Origin of the sequence: Desulfosediminicola ganghwensis, assembly GCF_005116675.2 — a bacterium.
In the GTDB taxonomy this organism is placed as follows: domain Bacteria; phylum Desulfobacterota; class Desulfobulbia; order Desulfobulbales; family Desulfocapsaceae; genus Desulfopila; species Desulfopila ganghwensis.
In genome coordinates, this window is the sequence record NZ_CP050699.1 from 2,146,805 (window position 1) to 2,165,424 (window position 18,620).

16 protein-coding genes, 1 tRNA gene and 2 pseudogenes are annotated in these 18,620 nt (G+C 46.0%); 7 read left to right on the plus strand and 12 right to left on the minus strand.

Annotated features, from left to right (window positions below; genetic code table 11):
- Positions 1-24 precede the first annotated feature (24 nt).
- From FCL45_RS09050 to FCL45_RS09070, 5 genes are all read left to right on the plus strand, one after another.
- Entirely contained in the window at positions 25-525 is a 501-nt protein-coding gene (locus tag FCL45_RS09050; RefSeq protein WP_136799477.1) for a TRAP transporter small permease, read from the plus strand.
- Between the two features lie 13 nt (positions 526-538).
- On the plus strand, positions 539-1,822 hold the full coding sequence (locus tag FCL45_RS09055; RefSeq protein ID WP_136799478.1) for a TRAP transporter large permease: 1,284 nt from the start codon (positions 539-541) through the stop codon (positions 1,820-1,822).
- A 76-nt stretch (positions 1,823-1,898) separates the two neighbouring features.
- Complete coding sequence (locus FCL45_RS09060) at positions 1,899-3,146, plus strand: hypothetical protein (protein ID WP_136799509.1); 1,248 nt, start codon at positions 1,899-1,901, stop codon at positions 3,144-3,146.
- Between the two features lie 637 nt (positions 3,147-3,783).
- On the plus strand, positions 3,784-4,464 hold the full coding sequence (locus tag FCL45_RS09065; RefSeq protein ID WP_136799479.1) for a GntR family transcriptional regulator: 681 nt from the start codon (positions 3,784-3,786) through the stop codon (positions 4,462-4,464).
- Positions 4,465-4,567: 103 nt separating this feature from the next.
- Positions 4,568-4,643, plus strand: a tRNA-Phe gene (locus tag FCL45_RS09070).
- 208 nt (positions 4,644-4,851) lie between these two features.
- On the opposite strand, the gene FCL45_RS09075 is transcribed toward FCL45_RS09070, so the two are convergent.
- Positions 4,852-5,892 (minus strand): M20/M25/M40 family metallo-hydrolase, encoded by a 1,041-nt coding sequence (locus FCL45_RS09075; protein WP_136799480.1) that lies wholly within the window; start codon positions 5,890-5,892, stop codon positions 4,852-4,854.
- Positions 5,893-6,692: 800 nt separating this feature from the next.
- On the opposite strand from FCL45_RS09075, the gene FCL45_RS09080 reads away from it, so the two are divergent.
- Positions 6,693-6,851 (plus strand): rubredoxin, encoded by a 159-nt coding sequence (locus FCL45_RS09080; protein WP_136799481.1) that lies wholly within the window; start codon positions 6,693-6,695, stop codon positions 6,849-6,851.
- A gap of 42 nt (positions 6,852-6,893) precedes the next feature.
- On the opposite strand, the gene FCL45_RS09085 is transcribed toward FCL45_RS09080, so the two are convergent.
- Both FCL45_RS09085 and FCL45_RS09090 read right to left on the minus strand, forming a co-directional pair.
- Positions 6,894-7,937, minus strand: coding sequence for a sulfite oxidase (locus FCL45_RS09085; protein ID WP_136799482.1), 1,044 nt, complete (start codon positions 7,935-7,937; stop codon positions 6,894-6,896).
- Positions 7,938-8,178: 241 nt separating this feature from the next.
- A pseudogene (locus FCL45_RS09090) lies at positions 8,179-9,078 on the minus strand (IS3 family transposase); the annotation flags it as partial.
- A gap of 62 nt (positions 9,079-9,140) precedes the next feature.
- Between FCL45_RS09090 and FCL45_RS09095 the strand changes: the two are divergent.
- Positions 9,141-10,301 (plus strand): IS30 family transposase, encoded by a 1,161-nt coding sequence (locus FCL45_RS09095; protein WP_136799483.1) that lies wholly within the window; start codon positions 9,141-9,143, stop codon positions 10,299-10,301.
- A gap of 12 nt (positions 10,302-10,313) precedes the next feature.
- Here FCL45_RS09095 and FCL45_RS09100 read toward each other — a convergent pair.
- The 9 genes and pseudogenes from FCL45_RS09100 to ftsH form a co-directional block, all read right to left on the minus strand.
- Positions 10,314-10,583: pseudogene (locus FCL45_RS09100) on the minus strand (transposase); the annotation flags it as partial.
- A gap of 117 nt (positions 10,584-10,700) precedes the next feature.
- Complete coding sequence (locus FCL45_RS09105; protein WP_136799485.1) at positions 10,701-11,147, minus strand: universal stress protein; 447 nt, start codon at positions 11,145-11,147, stop codon at positions 10,701-10,703.
- A 51-nt stretch (positions 11,148-11,198) separates the two neighbouring features.
- The gene (gene hflC / locus FCL45_RS09110) at positions 11,199-12,161 is read right to left on the minus strand and encodes a protease modulator HflC (protein ID WP_136799486.1); all 963 of its coding nucleotides are present in this window, start codon (positions 12,159-12,161) and stop codon (positions 11,199-11,201) included.
- A 2-nt stretch (positions 12,162-12,163) separates the two neighbouring features.
- On the minus strand, positions 12,164-13,204 hold the full coding sequence (gene hflK / locus FCL45_RS09115; protein WP_136799487.1) for an FtsH protease activity modulator HflK: 1,041 nt from the start codon (positions 13,202-13,204) through the stop codon (positions 12,164-12,166).
- Positions 13,205-13,354: 150 nt separating this feature from the next.
- Positions 13,355-13,684, minus strand: a complete 330-nt coding sequence (locus FCL45_RS09120; RefSeq protein ID WP_228721465.1) for a putative quinol monooxygenase — start codon at positions 13,682-13,684, stop codon at positions 13,355-13,357.
- 50 nt (positions 13,685-13,734) lie between these two features.
- Positions 13,735-14,031 (minus strand): sll1863 family stress response protein, encoded by a 297-nt coding sequence (locus tag FCL45_RS09125; protein ID WP_136799489.1) that lies wholly within the window; start codon positions 14,029-14,031, stop codon positions 13,735-13,737.
- A gap of 590 nt (positions 14,032-14,621) precedes the next feature.
- Entirely contained in the window at positions 14,622-14,936 is a 315-nt protein-coding gene (locus tag FCL45_RS09130; protein WP_136799490.1) for a chaperone modulator CbpM, read from the minus strand.
- On the minus strand, positions 14,923-15,936 hold the full coding sequence (locus tag FCL45_RS09135; protein WP_136799491.1) for a DnaJ C-terminal domain-containing protein: 1,014 nt from the start codon (positions 15,934-15,936) through the stop codon (positions 14,923-14,925). Before FCL45_RS09135 ends, FCL45_RS09130 begins: the two co-directional genes overlap by 14 nt.
- Positions 15,937-16,130: 194 nt before the next feature.
- On the minus strand, positions 16,131-18,032 hold the full coding sequence (gene ftsH / locus FCL45_RS09140; protein ID WP_136799492.1) for an ATP-dependent zinc metalloprotease FtsH: 1,902 nt from the start codon (positions 18,030-18,032) through the stop codon (positions 16,131-16,133).
- Positions 18,033-18,620 lie beyond the last annotated feature (588 nt).

The following is an 18,620-nucleotide window of genomic DNA, read 5'->3' on the forward strand; positions in this document are numbered from 1 at the left end:
TACGAGACAATGGAGAGTTTGACCATGAAGAATAAGCCAAAATCGATGCTTCCCAGTGTCGAGATGATTATTGCATCTGTATCACTGGTAATGATGACAGGCATAACCGCAGTCCAAGTATTTAACCGATACGTTCTTCAAAGTTCCCTTGACTGGTCTGAAGAACTTGCCCGCTATCTTTTCATCTGGTCCGTATATGTCGGATGCAGCTACGCGACACAAATGGACAGACATTTGGAAGTAACCATATTACGAACTGCCTTCAAGGGGAAATTTGCTCGACCGATAACCATTCTCGCTTCAATTTTCACCTGCATATTTTGTTTCTTTACCACCGTTCTCGGGGTGAAATTTATCATCTTCCTGGCCGGTACCGGACAAAAAACTCCGGCTCTTGAAGTAAGTGCCTACTGGGTATTCCTCTGTCTGCCTCTTGGCCTTGGATTTATGGGACTCAGGACATTAGAGAGATTGTATTGGTTATTAACAGGAAAGATCAATCCTGCAGAAATAGAGATTAATTAAGGAGTAGTTGACAATGGACTTAGCCATCATATTGACCTTTATTGCCTTGGCAACATTTCTCCTCTTAAGCGTCCCCATAGGCGTCGCTATTGGCTTAAGTGTTGTTGTCGGAATGACTTTCAGCGACATGCTGCCGTATGAATTTCTTATACAGAAAATGATTACATCCCTGGATGTATTCCCTCTTATGGCTGTGCCATTTTTTATCATGGCAGGTGAAATAATGCAGAAGGGGAGCATGGCTCAAAGGCTCCTTGCAGTATCCCGCTCCCTGGTCGGCCACTTAACTGGCGGCATGGCTCATATTTCTGTTTTAACAAGCTTGTTTTACGGATCCCTGTCAGGTTCTGCACCCGCCACAGTGGCAGCAGTCGGCGGCATTATGATTCCTGCCATGGAAAAAGAGAAATATTCGAGGTCTTTTGCCACTGCCGTGAATACCGCGGCAGGATGCCTTGGAGTTATCATTCCTCCGAGTGTACCACTCATCATTTACGGAACCACTGCCGGAGTTTCGGTTGGCGATCTCTTCATCGCCGGTATAATTCCAGGGCTTTTTATCGGTTTTTGCCTCATGGTTTGCAGCTATTTCCTGGCGAAAAAATATGGCTTTACCGGTACTGGAAAACGAGCCCCTCTAAAAGAGGTTGTTACCACTTTCCGTGATGCACTTCCTGCTCTTATGGTTCCGATTATTGTTCTTGGAGGGATCTATGGCGGGCTGACCACCCCGACAGAAGCCGGTGTTATTGCTGTGGTCTATTCTTTGATTGTGGAAGGTCTTTTCTTACGTACACTTAGTTGGCAGAAAGTCATTGATGTTTTTAAGGGAACCGCGTTGACAACTTCGTCTATTTTTCTCGTCGTTGCGACAGCCACCGCCCTCGGCCAGATTCTGCTCTTTTACAACCTCCCGAATATGCTGGTGGAGATCCTCGTAAGCATCTCTGACAATAAATACATCTTATTGCCGATAATCCTCATATTCCTGCTTGTCATGGGAACATTTATGGATGCCTTGGCAAACATCCTGATCCTGACACCACTGCTCCTGCCAGTAGTTAAAGTGCTTGGTGTTGATCCGATCCATTTTGGTATCGTCATGATCATCTGCTCATCAATGGGTTTTTTAACACCGCCTGTAGGAGTGAATCTCTTTGTCGGTTGCAGTATTGCAAATATATCAATCGAGAAGCTGAGTGCTGCAGTAATGCCATTTCTGGCAACCATGGTCATGGCGTTGCTGATCCTCACCTTTATTCCAGAGATTACCCTGTGGTTGCCGGGCCTGAAGTAGTAGCCTGTGCGATTGCTACGTGCGAGATTCAGTTACGCTCGCTGTTGTACGAAAGACGAAATGTAAGGGATAAATGATGGATGTGAAGAGAAGCAAGAAAAAAGTAGGAATTATTGGGGTTATGGGTCACGCGGGGGCTGGTCATGTGCATAGTCATGCAGGCTTTGTACAGGACGATACGGCCGGTTTCGCTGTTGCCTCATGTCTTCTTCGCCGGGCTTTTCCTGTATGCACAACCATCTCCTCGGTAGTGGCAGACATCGACACCGGTACAATAATCGTCAGGACTCAGGATGGTGGTACCGGTGTTGCCCATGCTCGTCGAGGTATCACTCCTTACGAAGAGACGCTATCGCGCCGGGCTCTCGGCTTTGATGCGGTCTACAGTCAGAATGCTGCCTTTGCTGCTTTTGGCAGGATTTATGGTCAGGGCTGTATGGAGTTGCCGGTTGCCTTGCAGACGGCAACGTGCCTTGCGGTAATTGATACCTTTGAAAAGCGCTATCCCGGACATTTTGTGACAGCTGATGAAGACATGCCCGGAAAAGTCGGAAAATGTATTGGAGCTGTTGTTGATATAGATGGTATTCCGGTTTCAGTTATGGCAACCCTGAACGCTAATGATGGTGGTCTTGGCCCGGATGAGGATCTAGAAGGGAATATCATGCTTGGCGAGAAAGGCCGGGCTATGAAAGAACTCGGGCTTGATCAGCTGCCTACCATAGTGCTGGAGGCCAAAGCGTATGCACCCCCGGTATGTAAAGGGGCTACTGAAAACAGGTTGTGGATACGCATAAATGAAGAGGTTGATAACCGGGTGGTGTTTAATGCCTTGTCCGACGGTGTGAAAGCAGCATCTATTCCGCACATATGTAGTGATAAGGCTTATGGGCGCGGTCAGCAGGAAATGGCCAGGACCACAAGATTGCTTGGAGAGAAAATTGCCCAACTTGGCCAGGAACTGGCTGCAGCTGAAAAGGCACATGACAAAGTTCGAATTGTTGGTGAACTTGCTGTGCTGATAAGTCAGGATGCCGGTGGTGTAACGTTCATGTCATCGGCGCTACATGATGTGGTCGGTGGTGGTGGCCTTATTCCTGGCGGGACAGCTGTACTTTCAATGGTGATTTCGGAGTCGGCTTTTCATATATGGAAAATCCCTGCTTTTACTGCGCAGGATTCAGATCTGTACCTTGCGGCATTACAAAAATCCCTGCCTATCCTGGCTGCAAATATTGATGAAGCCAGAAAAGAACTGCAGGGTAGGCGTAATTTTTTAGAGCAGGATTATGAAAATCTGTTTACTCACCATAGCTCAGTCTAGAATGTGTTGATTCGCTATAATTATTTATAACCTGGTGGTTCCAGGAGGCGATGCGGTCTGTTAACCTGAAGGCTTGCAGTTCACAATATATGGGCATGTGAACTGCTCGACCGATATTGGATAACGGACCGTCGGTGTTTATAGTCGCCGTATGTGAGTGTGGAAGGGCAACCACTTATAAGATACAGCAGATCTGGGGCAATTATGCAGGCGGCTTTAAAAGAAGCTTTTCAGATATTAAATTTTCCAAACAATCATATGCTGTTACCATCACCTAATCTTGTTTGTTTTCAGTGTGGTTCTTGCAATTAGAAACTGTTTACGTGGCAAGCTGGTGACAATGCATGTATCAATAGTGTGTAGTTCACTTTGCCTTGCCAGCAGTGGCATCAAAAAGACAATCTGATTCTCCCTAATCTTCAGTTTGCAAAGGTGAGGAGAGAGGTGTGAGGCGTGGCAGATTGGCAAATGGCCCTCCCGGAATCGATGTATTATATCGAGTTGTTGTGAATATTTCTTTAGGTTTAGGCTATTACTCCTCCCCCCTAACTCTTTGCCTCTCACGCCTCGATTCGTAAAGCTGAGCTTGAGGAATAATCAGAAAAGACAAAGTAATAAGGGGAAGTAGGCAACTATTTTGGATTTTGAAAAAGAAACGTATACTAATCGTGTCGAAAGTTACATAAAACAATCAATTCTCGATGGCACATATAAACCCGGGCAGAAGGTCAAGGAACTGACTATTGCCCAAAAACTCTCAATCAGTCGGGCACCGGTTAGGGAAGCGCTACAGGTTTTGATCAAGGAAGGCCTGGTAGTATGGATCCCGCAGAAAGGGAAGTTCATAAAAGAACTGAGCCCCAAGCAGATCAGAGATAGCTATTTTACCGGCGGGGTGCTTGAGGCTGCTGCTGTCTGTTCGGTCATTGATGAGTATACCGAAGATGATATTCGCAGGCTTAAAGAGATTGCAGAGCAGATGCAGGTTGTTGCTGGAGGCGCAGAGCAACCTGCACAACTTGCCGAGTTGGATGATAAGTTTCACAAGATTCTGGCCGCAAGGGTCGACAATGAATTGTTGTTTGAATTTTTTCGCAGGTCATGCCAGGGGCTCTCAAAGTTTTTGTTGCATCAGTACTGGATAAATCTTTACCCGCCGGAAGATGTTTATTTACGGCATATGAGTATCATTTATGCTTTAGAAATTGGCCAGGTAACTGAATTGGAATGTTGTATCAGGGAGCATTACTGCGATTCAGGTAAAAGGATATCGATTGCCTGTCAGGCGGAAGAGGACAAAAAAAATAGAAGTCGTTGAAAGACTGTGCAAAGGGCGACCGCCTGAAAATAAATGAAAAACAACCCTTGCATTTCTCAGACAATCTTTGTAAATAGTCTCCCACACAACGCGCTAACGCGGTGCCGAGATAGCTCAGTCGGTAGAGCAACGGACTGAAAATCCGTGTGTCCCTGGTTCGATTCCTGGTCTCGGCACCATTTAGATATAAAGCCCTTTCAGCAACATGCTGGAAGGGCTTTTTTCGTTTCCTGTCCTGTTCTTGTATTGTAGCAAAGCAGAGCTGCAAAATTCAGATCACCAGCGCAGTGGTTTCAGGGTAGATCTCCACTTTCAGGGGACCTATAAGTGTCTTTGTGGTTACCCAACAAGTGTCAAGATCAGGAGACACAATCAATAATCATGCTGCTAGTCCGGTTGATTGTTTCTCTTCTGAATACGAACATATTTTTTACCTTGAGCGACCTTGCCTTTTACAGCCTTAGGCAGTTTTGTTTTGCTGAGCTCAAATACCAGGCTGCCAACAACATCGGCTGTCAATTCAAGCTTTTCGATGCTGGCATAATCAATGTTGTCACGGCAGGTATGCATGATCCACCCAAATTCTTCGGTCTCAACACCACCATCCGGTTCTATATCCCAGTTCATCCATTCAAAATATGCTATGGGGATGCCAAGAAGCCTGAAAGGGACATGATCACTCCAGTCTCCAGTAGTGCCATATTCGAAATAGTCTGAACCTGGACTTGTCCTCAAATCGTAGCCAATTCGATTACCTATGCTGAGGGCCAAATCTCTAACCCAGCCTGGATTATCATCCACCCCTGAGTAAACATAGAAGTAGTCTCCTGAACTCACCGAATCCAGATTGATCATAGCGGCAGTATTCTCGATTTCCTCTTCTGTCATCTGATTTGCATAATATTGTGATCCGTGAAGCCCCATTTCCTCGCCACCAAATGCAATGAATCTGATGGTACCTAGGGTTTTGTACTCCGTAAGGGTCTCGGCAACTTCTAGCATTACACCAACACCTGATGCATTGTCTCCAGCACCGGTAGATATTTCACCGGTATCACAAATCCTCTCAGAAACTGAATCGTAGTGCGCACCAAGAATGACAGCCTGATCGAACTTTCCTTCTCTGGTTGCAACGATATTAGCCGATTCGTAGGTTTCCCCTCCTCGCTCATAAGTGAAAGGTTGAACTTCAACGTCATAGCCCATGCTCTCAAACTCCATAATCACATAGAATCTTGCTTCCAGTTCTGCAGGTGTACCCGTAACCCTGGCTCCTAGCCCTTCAGCGAGGTTCTGGACATGTCTATATGCCGACTCACCTGTAATCTGTACCGGAATTTCAAGGCCGGATTGGTTTGCAGATAATGGTGAGCTAATGCTAAATATTGCTAACGAAACTGCCAGAATTCCCCAAACGGTTTTTCTCATGTTTGCTCTCCTTTCAGATGTAATGGGTTGTAAATTGTGTATTTAGAATGCAATTGGCTGTCTTTTAGAACAAGTGAGTGGCGGCATTCTAAGAGCAAGTGCGAGGTGTTAGATTGTTAGGATCCAAACATGATTCTTCAATATTGTAAAGAGATACATTGTTACTATCAGATATAACCCATCGGAACTTGATAAAGCAGAGACAGCCGATAGGGTATTGGAGCAAAAATCCGTGTGTCGCTGGTTCGATTCCTGGTCTCGGCACCATTTAGATAGAAAGCCCTTTCAGCAACATGCTGGAAGGGCTTTTTTCGTTTCTGCCTCTGTCTGGTCGTGTTTGCAGACCTTTTTCAATTGCCTGCAGTTATTCTGTGTCGCTCATTAGGTAGGATAATCCTTTGCGCCAATGATGGTGGAGATTCGCTCATGTGTTGGTACATCTGCTTTTATTGCGTCAGAGTATATCTCTACTCGGTACGAACTTTGAAGATCCCATACTCTACCCCGGTTGAGATGATTTATTGTTAGAGGAGGAATGAACGATACTGCCGTGATATTTTGCGAGTTGCCTAACACTCTCGCTAAACATAATCTGGAATCATCTCGCAAGGCAGTGAGTCAAATTGTGATAGGCATTCAACCACTGGCTAGTAATAACCAGTTTCATCCCGAACGGGACTCCCAAGGTTGTGGATTTAGCTCGGTGCGACCGGAGTTATCTGGCTAAAATAATATCAAAAGATGTATATCTATTGTGATGGTTAATCAGTGAGGTGTGAAAACGACTAAGGAGAAAAATAATGGATAAATGGGTGTGTGCAATTTGCGGTTACGTCTATGATCTGACTGAAGGAGACCCCGATAAAGGCGTAGATCCCGGCACAGTTTGGGAAGATGTGCCGAATGACTGGGTATGCCCGATTTGTGGGGCCTCCAAGGGCGATTTTGAAAAAGAATAAAGATTGTGACGACGGTAATTATTAGTGTTGCGACATAAAGGGCTATTGAACCCGAAATGTTATGCCGTGCTCTCTTATACCGTTATTACCGTAGCCCAACTTATTCCAGGTAGCTTGCATTGGCTGTTTTTCACCATTGCGATCTGTTGCTCGGGACAAAATCGTATAGCTTCCCGGTTGGGAAATGCTATACACATATTGCCATTGCCTCCATGCGAATGGTTCATCTGGACCTATGAAAGTTGCAAGTTGCCAGGTATTTCCGTTGTCCGTTGAAATCTCAACTTTATCTACGTCTGTTTCACCTGCATAAGCAGCACCCAAAATCGTGACTGTACCAATTGGTAAAATTTCATCTATTTCCGGCTGAGTAATTATGGATTTTATGGTGATTGCGTCTACGGTGCTCCCGGTTTTCGGGTTTTGTCCCTTGTCATGTATGCGGTAGACATCATCCATGTAGAACCCCCTGAAAGGTTCGCTCAGAAGAGTTATTCTTCTCAACCATTTGACGCAGTTGGCACCAGTCCATCCAAGAGCCAACGCGCGAAGAGGAAAGCCATGTTTAAGTGGAAGTGGATCTCCATTCATTTCGTATGCAAGTAATGTGGAGGACATAGCTTTTTTCAGTGGAATGCTGCGGATAAACTTGATCTGAGCTTTGCCCAATGGCTTATCGAATCCTTCGAATGCGACATGATGGGCATTTGACGCGACACCTGCTTTTTCTAAAAGATCTTTCAACCAGACACCACCCCATACAGCGTTCCCTACACCGCCTATTGTCCATGGATTGCCTGAAGCTTTTTGCGTAAGCAGGGATCGGCTGTTGCCCGAACATTCCATCGTATTTGCTGCAATTGCTTTTGGCATACGCAACAGAGTTTCGAAATCGATAGTCAGAGGCGCTTCAACATCCCCATCAATGGTGAGTCTCCATTCAGACAGTTCAATCGCCTTTTCAGGTATTTGGCCCTGATTTCTGTCAAAGAACACATTATTTGCGGTTATCCAAGATTTCAAATAATGTCTAGGTGTCTCAGCATTTAAAGGTCTTTCACTCATTACACGCATTGATTTGTTCATCTTAGAACCTCCGCTGAGTTTGACAAATGAAGACTGTTTCAAATTATCTGTTTTTTAGAGGATATGTTGTTCTCGTATCGCAATCAAGGGGTGTCAACCTAAAGACCACAGGACTGGTTCTCAAAATTTCCGATAAATCACCAGTGAAAAGATAATTCGAGATTATCAATCGAGAGGAATGCTCTATTCTTCCAACATCGAACTGCTGTGAGGCCGGTCGGCAATAGCGGACACCAAAATATTACGCTGTATTTTGCTCTTTGAAAAATTGTTGTTCATAAGCGGCAGGTGAAAGGTAATCCAATCTCTTCTGACGCCTTTGGCGGTTATAGAAAATTTCGATGTACTCCGTGATTTCCTTTATCGCTTCATTTCTGGTGACGTAGCGACGATGGTGGACCAACTCATTTTTCAATACTCCCCAGAAGCTTTCGATGGGTGCGTTATCATAACAGTTACCGCGACGACTCATAGAAGCGCGCATACCGAATTGGTCGAGCAATCTTCGATACTCCAGAGCACAATACTGACTGCCTCGGTCCGAATGATGGATCAAGCCTTCGGGTGGGCGCTTGGAAGCAACAGCACGAAAAAGTGACTGGCTGACCAAGTTCTTTGTCATTCGCTCACCCATTGCATAGCCGACGATCTCCCCTGTGAACAGATCTTTATGACCAGCGAGATACAACCAGCCTTCGGCAGTGGAAATGTACGTCAGATCAGTAACCCAGACCTGGTTGGGGGCCTTGGCTTCAAACTTCTGTTCAAGAACATTCTCGGCAATCGGCAAGCGATGATTTGAGTTTGTAGTTGCCTTGAACTTTTTCACCTGTTTGCAGCGAATACCGTGTTCCTTGCGGATGCGTTTGATCCTATGCACTCCTACATGAACACCATGCTCGGCCAGGTCACTCTGCAAGCGTTCAGGGCCATACGTTTCTCTATTTCTTTTGTGAGCCGCTTTGATCTCGATGACAAGCCGTGTCTCTTCTTGCCGTCGTGGTGATTCCGGGCGTTTCAGCCAAGCATAATAGCCGCTTGAAGAAACAGCTAGAACCTGGCAGAGCAAAGGCACTGCATACTCAGGTCGAAGCTCTGTAATTATCGCGTACTGTGCAGCGACTCCTTGGCAAAGTACGCGGTTGTAGATTCAATAGGTCAATGCAACACTCTATAATGAGATTTTATAGGGAGGTGGTTGTGATGACCCAAAAGAGACGAAACGAATTCTCATCGATAGAAATGGATGAAGTCTGGAGAAGATGGCGTAAAGGAGAGTCTTTCAGTGAGATTGGACGAGCTGTAGGCAGGGCCCCCGGTACAATCCATGGTATGCTTCAGCTGCATGGTGGAATCTCACCACCAAAAAGAAAGCGATCCATGCATGTCCTTACCTTATTCGAGCGGGAGGAGATATCTCGTGGAATAGCTGCTAGCCATTCCATTAGGTGTATTGCTCGTCACCTAGGGCGACCTGCTTCAACGGTGAGCAGAGAAATTAAACGGCATGGAGGATCTCAGGCATATCGAGCTGTCAACGCTGATAAAAATGCATGGGACAGTGCTCGGCGTCCGAAACCATGTAAGCTTGGGCAATCTCCAACATTGCTCGAGGTTATTACTGATAAAATCTTACTTCAGTGGTCACCAGAACAGATATCTGGCTGGTTAAAAAAGACGTATCCAGCTGATGATTCGATGCAAATTTCTCATGAAACCATCTATCGGAGTTTATTCATTCAGGCGCGTGGAGTGTTGAAAAAAGAGTTGCTCAAGCACCTTCGAACGGGTCGAAAGATGCGCCAATCAAAGCAATTCAATACAAAAGGAGTCACCCGTGGTCAAATCATTGATGGACTCTCCATCCGTGAACGTCCAAAGGAAGTTGAAGATAGATCCGTGCCTGGCCATTGGGAAGGTGATTTAATAGCTGGCTCCCATAACACTCATATCGCAACATTAGTTGAACGTCAGAGTAGATTTACAATGCTTGTGAAGGTGTTTGGTAAAGATACCCTGTCTGTCACTAATGCAATACGCAAGCAGATACTACATTTGCCTGAAAATCTCAGGAAAACAATCACCTGGGATCGAGGAATGGAATTGGCATATCACAAGAAATTCACGGTGGCTACTGGTGTTAAAGTCTATTTTTGCGACCCTCAAAGCCCCTGGCAGCGTGGCACAAATGAGAATACGAATAGTTTAATAAGACAATATTTACCTAAAAAGACAGATTTATCTGTGTATTCTCAAACAGAGTTAAATGAGTTAGCATTACGTTTAAATCAACGACCACGAAAAACGCTAGGTTACTTGACACCGGCTGATATGTTTTGGGGGAGTGTTGCATTGACCTATTGAATCCAGAGTTGCTTTTTTTAGGATGTCGCGCTCCTGCTTGACCTGAGCCAGCTCTCGTTTAACACGATTGAGTTCTAACTCGATTTCGGTTAATGGCTGTTGGTGGCCACCTATATTGCCTAGTTTACCGGCCCTGAATGCTCTTACCCAATTCTCCAGGGTAGATTTTGGCAATTTGAGCTGACGTGATGCCTCGTAGGCAGAAAGACCGCCTTCAACCACTAATTTTGCGGCTTCATCACGAAATTCTTTTGAGTAGCGGCCGTTAGTTCGTTTGCTCATTAGGACACCTCCATGTCGTGGGCTTTATTAACATTGGTGTCCGATTTATTCAACTTACCCCACCTCGAGTCAGTTGATATGCCCCTGTTTTCATACCATAGTCATTCAAAGCGCTGGTTATGGATTGATAACCATCACAGGGCATTGGGCCTTCCTGAGAACTTGTTCAGAAATACTGCCGAGAACAATTTTTTTCTGTGTCTGTTTGCCATGGGTCCCCATAATTATCAAGTCACCCTTGTTGGTCTCTGCGCAAGCCATAATTTCACTGACAATATCACCAGCTACCACACTAATCTGATAATTCTGGCATTCACTGGCAGCATCTTTGATGAAATTTTGAATAGCCTGTTCTGCATGAAGGATTTTCTTTGCCATGTAATCTTCATACGAAAATTTCATTATTGCCATCTCCCACATGGATGCGGACTCGACAAATTCAACACAATGGAAAAAGCAGATTTCGCTTTCATGTCTGTTCGCCATGAATATTGCGAGGTCAACGATATTTCTCGTATGTTCGACAAGATCAACCGGAACAATGATATGTTTGATTTCTTTCATATGCCCTCCTGCGACACCATCTCAAGCCCCTGGTTTTCGGATGGAAACCATCTACGGCACTTTCTCAGGGTTGGCCTTTTTGATGTACTGATAAAAATCACTCTCTGTAGTGAGGATGAGTACGGAGTTTTGGTTCGGTTTCTCCCTGTAGCTTTCAAGGGTCTGCAGGAAACCATAGAAATCCGGATTGTTATTATAAGCCGTACCATATATTGCAGTGGCACGCGCATCGGCGGCTCCCTGAATTTCCTGAACCCGGCGATAGGCCGTTGAGCGGATCTGACGCAGCTCTTTTTCCATCTCACCGAGAATCTCGGCACTTCGCCCCTCACCTTCCGAACGAAACTGGGCGGCGATGCGTTTACGTTCTGAGATCATCCGCTCGTACACTTTCTCCCGAACACTTTCCACATAGTCGAGACGCTTTATCCGCACATCAACCAGCTCAATACCATATTGCGGGATGATCCTTCGTGCCTCGGTCAGTATCGTTCGGGTTATTTCCTCCCTTCCTCGTGCGATTTCCCTTTTAAGTTCCTCTTCTCTCTCCTTGGGAATATCCTGCAGATCCTCCTGCTCCGGGAGCTCCCACGAAGCTGAACGGACAAGCTCAACGAGTTCGCTGCTTGACACCTGATCCCGCACTACGGAGTCGAGGATATCGTTTAGACGGGACTGGGCACCTTCCTCACTGGCGACATTCTCCAGAAACTTTCTGGCATCCGCTATCCGCCATCGGGCAGTAGTGTCAACCCAGATGAATTCCCGTCCCTTGGTAGGAATCTGGTTCGGATCACCATCCCAGATGAGCAATCGTTTTTCAAACCGCCGGACCTCCTGCACAAAGGGGAGTTTCATATGCAGACCAGCCTCTGTTATCGGCTCGCCCACCGGTCGACCAAACTGCACGACAATTGCCTGCTGCCCCTCCTGAAGAGTATAGAAGACTCCGGATAGACCGAAAAATGCCAGCAATACGACTACAACAGCAATTACTCGTAATTGAATGTTCATGGTTACTCTCCTCCGGCTGTTGCACCATCGACAGACTTCAGCGGAAGCCAGGGAACCATCGCCTTCTGATCTGTGTCGACGATATAGAGCCCTTTCATCTCTGCCAGAAAGTCGGTCATTGTTTCGAGATAGAGTCGTCTGCGCGTAACCTGTGGTGCTTTCTGATATTCGGCCAGTATTGCAGTAAATCGGGTTGCCTCACCTTCTGCCCGGTTGATCCGCTCAAGAGCATAGCCCTCTGCTTCACTGATACTCTGGGTTGCAACACCCCGAGCTTTCGGGATTTCGCGATTGGCCCGCTCCTGAGCGATATTGATAGTCCGTTCCTTGTCCTGTCGTGATTCGTTCACTTCATTGAAGGCTGGTTTCACTCTGTCAGGGGGAGTTACATCCTGCAGTTCGACGGTAACCAGGCGTACACCGCTCTGGTAGCTTGTCAGGACTTTTTGAATCTCCACTTTGGCTTCACTGGCGACGGCGACACGACCGGTCGTCAGAACATCACTGCCAAGGCGATTGCCTACAGCCCTTCGCATTATTGCCTCGGTGGTATCACGAATGGTCTTTGCTGTATTACGTACTTTGAACAGATAGAGTATTGGATCTTCAATGCGATACTGGATAATCCATTGCACATCTATCACATTGAGATCGCCGGTCAGCATCAGCGATTCCTCTACATGTGTCCCGCTTGGTGCATAGCGGGTTTTCATACCCGGCAAAGAGGACATTGTTCTGAAACCGAACTCCTCCTTCAAGACACGGGCTGTCGGCAATCGCCGGACCGTTTCAATGCTAAGCGGAAATTTAAAATGCAACCCAGGACTGGCCGTACGTACAACCTTGCCAAACCGCTGCACAATTCCCGTCTCTTCCGGCTGCACTGTAAACCAGGAAGAGCCAAGAAGCACTACCACGAGGAGAACTGCGATAAACAGAAGGCTCTCTTTAGGTTTGAAATTACCCAGCTTCAATTTAAAATTTTCCAGCACATCAAGGGCAGGTTTCAATGATTTTCGAATGTTATCTTCCTGTTCAGACATGGTCTGCTCCTTTTGTCTCCTGGTAGATCATTGCGCACATCCAGAGACTGTGTACGGAATCGACGTGTTGCCTCTCCGCTAGTGAACACTTTGCGCTTCGCGGCCGACTGGATGAGAATACCATCAGCCGTTCAACAACAGTTCCCATAGCTACCCCTTCGCTTTCCGGGCCGCATAGACGGCCTCGATGCCCTCAATGCTGGAAACATTAAGGATCTGGATTTCTATTGGCTTTAGCAGCAGGCTTTGTGTGCCAAGCAATACACTGAACGTATCAGAATTCAGATGATCGTTCATATGACCACGGGTTTCCCACTCAGAAATCAGATTGAAAATATTGTTATTTCCGATATCTGTGTATATTCCGTAGCTGAGCAGCCCATTGTCGTTTGCAGGTGCTTCAACCATCGCAAGGAGCGTTTGTAAAACTTCTCTTTTCTTCTCTGGTAAAGTGTTCAGTATAGTCCTTATGATGATCATAACTTGGGCACCTCGCATCCAGGTAAATCATGGAAAGTCATCCAGGTAGGTTACTGTTCCCCTTCGAAGGTTGAGACGGCATCCTGAAGCGAATCCTGCAGTGCACTCCAGGAATCCTCCACCCCTTTAACGATTTGCTCCGGTACACTGCCCTGACTCAGATTCAATTCGTGCAACCGCTGCTTGGCCTCTTCAATTCTCTGTTCAAGCACCTCGATATGGATGCTATCTGTGGCCCGAACGGCAATGGCTTTGCTTTCAATCTTCGCTTTGAGCTCAGCAAGTTTGATTTGTGCCAGCTCCACGTCCTTTTCCAGCTTTGTCTGTAAAAGTTTTTTATCACTCATTGACTCCTCCTGAATTGTAGTGAAAGGCCTGGCTACTCCAATAAGTCAGATGTAGCCCACACTCTTATTTAAGCAATCCCCATGCCACGGCCCCACAACCGGTCAACAAGGTTTCATGGTCATGATTTTATGTAAATTGTTCCCATCATGTATGTTCTCAACAGGTGTCTCAACCCACAGTCGCGCGGTCATATATGGCCAAGTGGTCAAATACGACCTGTGCATAGCCGGTTTGTATTCGCGCAGCTCTAACTTGAGAGGATGTTCTCGTCTTTTTCGTGCGATGAATCAGGAAAGAATTATGGAAGAATAGACAGATACGCAGAGAAAGTGGTTTTATGACAAGATGAATTGCGAAACAATGGAGAATATCGAGAAGTGGAATGCTTAACCGGGTCTTGGTGAAGAGGATTACAAGCATTTGAAGATGTGTTCTCGGACAACCTCCTAGGAGGCTGTCCGAGAATAGGAAATTTGCTCAAACTCGAGAAGTTTTCAGAAAATAAGCACAGCCATATATTTAATATTGCGAGCATTATTTTCTGAAAAATCCGAAGATTTTGGGTAAAGAGCCATCCTCGGACAACCTCCTAGCGCCTCTCTTTTCGAATGTGTTGCAGCTGCGCCTCTAAATCAGATATCTGTTCAAGAAGGTCCATCACAAGACCGCATCCCATCAGATTGAGTCCCAGATCGTTTTTCAATCTCTCAATTTTTTGAACCCTTGCGACAATAGTATCCTCAAAAAGCGGTTCAGGGCTTTCAACCGCTGGATCAATCAGTCCATAGACGATATATCTTCTTAATACTGCAGGATGCTTTCCAACCAGCCGGCCAAGTTCATCTAATGTTATAAGTCTCGTTTCGAGGTGTTGCGCATATATTATTAGATCATGTCTTTTCATACGGTTTCGCCCTTTGCGTCTTTTCCTCTCTCGGGTCAAAGTCGGAAATATTCAACAGTTCCTCAAACAACTGCTTTTCTTTGTCAGTCAGAGATCGGGGTATTCGAATATCTATTTCAACGATGATATTTCCGGCGGAAGCTCCTTTCTTTGGTATGCCAAATCCTTTTAACCGAAATTGTTTTCCATTTTGAGTACCGGCCGGCAAGGAGAGCATTACTGTACCATTGACAGTCTTTACAGGTATTTTCGCACCAAGAGCAGCCTCCCATGGAGACACCGAAACCGATGTATGCAGATTATGACCGACAACATGGAACCTCTGGTCTGGAGAGATGGATATCCTGAGCAGCAAATCGCCGTCTTTACCACTTCCGATCCCTTTTTCTCCCTGACCGGCCAGCCGAATAATGGAACCGTTTGTTACCCCTTTAGGTATTTTGACCTGGAGTTTTTTTTCCTTGGGTATCACCTTCCCATCAACACTTGCCTCGAAAACCTGAAATGTAATGATACGTGTTGCGCCGGAAAACACCTCAGGTAATTCAACTTCTATTTCAGCCTCATGAGAGCTTCCCGCAGCACTGAAGAAATTTTCATACCTCCCCCCTGACGATTCACGGGTAGCACGATCGCCGAAAAGATTGTTGAAGAACTCGCTAAAATCGTCAGTTCCTTGAAAACCATTCGCATTGTTTGAATGCTGATACGATTGGTAACGGAATTTTCCGTCATTTGCTGCTCCCCTGTTCCATCCTGGTGGAGGCTGCTGACCTGCTTTCTCCGAATCTTTGCCATACATGTCATAGAGTTTTCGCTTCTCAGGGTCGTTTAACACCTCTTTTGCTTCATTAATCTCTCTGAATTTTAATTCAGCATCATGGTCTTTACTGACATCAGGATGGTATTTACGGGCAAGCTTCCTGTAGGCTCGGTGTATGTCATCTTTCCCCGCGTCCTTGGAAACACCAAGAATTTTATAATAATCTTTGTATTTCATAAACGTATCATGATCTGTTGTTGCCCGTGACTTTTGGTCCTCTATAGGGCCGAACCTGTTTCTTTCAATATCTCCAATAGATTATGTTTTCGTAACACGTCAGCTCCATGGCTCGGATGTACTCAGGAAAGAGCCTGATATACGAGGCGAAGTGTCTTTAGCTGCACTCTATTCCAATTGTCAGTAAGTGTTGCTTATACACTCGATTCGTCTTTTGTTTTTTGTTGTTTCAGTATCCTTCTGAGTTCATCTCCTGATATGCTTTCTTTTACTGAGAGGAGTTCAGCCAGTTCATCCAGAACGTCTCGTCGTTCCGAGAGAATTGCCTGTACCCTCTTGTGAGCTTCATCGATCAATTTACTAATTTCACTATCAATTTCGGCACTTTTGGCTTCACTGTAGTTTTTTGCAGACGGAAATCCTTCTGGCATAAACATTACCTGCCGTGGCTGTTCATAGCAGACCAATCCAAGACGATCACTCATGCCATACTGAGTGACCATGGTGCGGGCAATATCTGAGGCCCGCTGTAAATCATTCTGGGCACCGGTCGATATTTCGTTAAAAACAAGCTCTTCTGCTACTCTGCCGCCAAGGAGAATAGCAAGGCGATCAAGCAACTCAGAACGGGTCATGAGATAACGGTCTTCGGTTGGCTGCTGCTGGGTGTATCCAAGGGCCGATATTCCACGCGGAATAATGGAAATCTTATGCACCGGGTCAGCATGTTCAACAGATTCCGCGACTATCGCGTGTCCTGACTCATGGTAGGTGACAATCTCCTTCTCCTGGGCACTCATAACCCGGTTCTTCTTTTGCAGACCGGCGACGACCCGTTCGATTGCTTCATCAAAATCAATCAATTCCACCGTTTCTTTCTCATTCCGGGCTGCAAGCAGCGCAGCTTCATTGATGATGTTGGCCAGATCCGCGCCAACAAATCCGGGAGTTCGTCCTGCGAGCTTGCCAAGGTCTACATCTGGGCTCAGCACCACATTCTTTGTATGAATTTCCAGAATAGCCTTGCGACCGTTAATATCTGGTCGGTCAACCAATACCTGACGGTCAAAACGGCCAGGTCGCAGCAGGGCGGGGTCAAGAATCTCGGGACGGTTGGTAGCAGCCATGATGATGACGCCCTTGTTGGTCTCAAACCCATCCATCTCAACCAGTAGTTGATTGAGTGTCTGTTCCCGCTCGTCATGTCCGCCCATGGTATTCACACCACGGGCTTTGCCAATTGCATCGAGTTCATCAATAAAAATAATGCAGGGAGCCTGAGAAGCTGCCTGGGAGAAAAGATCGCGAACGCGAGCCGCACCTACGCCAACAAACATCTCAACAAATTCAGAACCGCTGATGCTAAAAAAAGGCACTTTCGCTTCCCCGGCCACAGCCCGGGCCAGGAGTGTTTTCCCTGTGCCCGGCGGACCGACCAGAAGCACACCTTTAGGTATCCTGCCGCCTAGTTTTTGTGATTTTTCCGGAGAGCTTAAGAACTCAACAACTTCTTCAAGCTCTTCCTGCGCTTCATCAATCCCTGCCACATCAGCAAAGGATACATTGGTATCACTCTCTGCAAAAATCTTGGCCTTATTCTTGGAAAAAGACATAACCCCAGCCCCAGGCCCCATCTTTTTCATGGCGTAGAAATAGAAGAGAAAAAAAATGCCGAGCGGCAGCAGCCAGGAAAGGATAGTGCTCAGCAATCTATTCTGGTATTTACCGGAATAGCTGACTTTGCTGTCAGCGAGTTCCTTCACTAATCCTGGATCATCAACCCGAATGGTGGAAATCTGTCGATCCGGGACTCCTTTAAGCGTCGCCGTAATATATTCAGGACCGATGATCAAGTTGTCCAGCGTGCCTTCAGTAAGATGCTGCTTGAACTGACTGTAAGGAATTGTCTCAACTTTATCGGAAAAGAAAAATGGCTGCAGATAAGAGAATAGTAATATGGCGATAAACACATACCAGATATTCAATCGTTGCTTTGGGAATTTACCATTCTCGTCTTTGGGGGAGTGGTTAAGTCCTAACATTGAGCGAAGCCTGTCTCCTGAGTTCTCATTTTCGTTTTTGTTTGAATCGGACATCTTTCCACCACCTCTTCTATCGGGCTTACTCCTGGCCCGGATTTCTCATCAATTCAGGCGGTGTAAGGTTCGAAGTTTATGGCATTGAACAGGGAGCACTATCCACATGATGCAGAGCAGGTGTACCTGCAATCTCATTTAAGCAATCCCTGTGCCAGGATCCTTTTACCTGCTATCGACGCGTCTTATCCTCCTGCCTTGATTCAGAATATCCACTCATGCAGGTTGTCTTAAGTACATTCAAATATTCACAACGGTAAAGTCCTGAGGTCATATATGACCAAGTGGTCATATACGACCTCCACATAGCCGGTTTGCTTATTGCCTGGTCTTATGCCAAAAACAGTTTTTGTCTCTTTGGTGCGCTGTATTGAAAAATAGTGTTCAGGCACATAGGGTATGGATAGGCATCTGCAAAAAATTTCTCACCGAAAAGTCGTTCTGTGAGAGGCTGATTTGTGAGACAATAGAGAACATCAGGAAATGTTCAACTTTGCCGGATTTTTATGAAGGGAAAGACAGGTTTTTGATAATGAGAACCCATCCGCAGAAGATATATGTGGGCAATACCCTATTGATGTTCATGAT

Coding starts and splice junctions, on each gene's coding strand:
- hflK (WP_136799487.1), bottom strand. CDS start 13,204: ATGTCTGAACAGGAAGATAACATTCGAAAATCATTGAAACCTGCCCTT.
- FCL45_RS09105 (WP_136799485.1), bottom strand. CDS start 11,147: ATGAAAGAAATCAAACATATCATTGTTCCGGTTGATCTTGTCGAACAT.
- FCL45_RS09050 (WP_136799477.1), top strand. CDS start 25: ATGAAGAATAAGCCAAAATCGATGCTTCCCAGTGTCGAGATGATTATT.
- hflC (WP_136799486.1), bottom strand. CDS start 12,161: ATGAACATTCAATTACGAGTAATTGCTGTTGTAGTCGTATTGCTGGCA.
- FCL45_RS09055 (WP_136799478.1), top strand. CDS start 539: ATGGACTTAGCCATCATATTGACCTTTATTGCCTTGGCAACATTTCTC.
- FCL45_RS09080 (WP_136799481.1), top strand. CDS start 6,693: ATGGATAAATGGGTGTGTGCAATTTGCGGTTACGTCTATGATCTGACT.
- FCL45_RS09120 (WP_228721465.1), bottom strand. CDS start 13,684: ATGATCATCATAAGGACTATACTGAACACTTTACCAGAGAAGAAAAGA.
- FCL45_RS09135 (WP_136799491.1), bottom strand. CDS start 15,936: ATGAAATACAAAGATTATTATAAAATTCTTGGTGTTTCCAAGGACGCG.
- ftsH (WP_136799492.1), bottom strand. CDS start 18,032: ATGTCCGATTCAAACAAAAACGAAAATGAGAACTCAGGAGACAGGCTT.
- FCL45_RS09085 (WP_136799482.1), bottom strand. CDS start 7,937: ATGAACAAATCAATGCGTGTAATGAGTGAAAGACCTTTAAATGCTGAG.
- FCL45_RS09095 (WP_136799483.1), top strand. CDS start 9,141: ATGACCCAAAAGAGACGAAACGAATTCTCATCGATAGAAATGGATGAA.
- FCL45_RS09075 (WP_136799480.1), bottom strand. CDS start 5,892: ATGAGAAAAACCGTTTGGGGAATTCTGGCAGTTTCGTTAGCAATATTT.
- FCL45_RS09130 (WP_136799490.1), bottom strand. CDS start 14,936: ATGAAAAGACATGATCTAATAATATATGCGCAACACCTCGAAACGAGA.
- FCL45_RS09125 (WP_136799489.1), bottom strand. CDS start 14,031: ATGAGTGATAAAAAACTTTTACAGACAAAGCTGGAAAAGGACGTGGAG.
- FCL45_RS09060 (WP_136799509.1), top strand. CDS start 1,899: ATGGATGTGAAGAGAAGCAAGAAAAAAGTAGGAATTATTGGGGTTATG.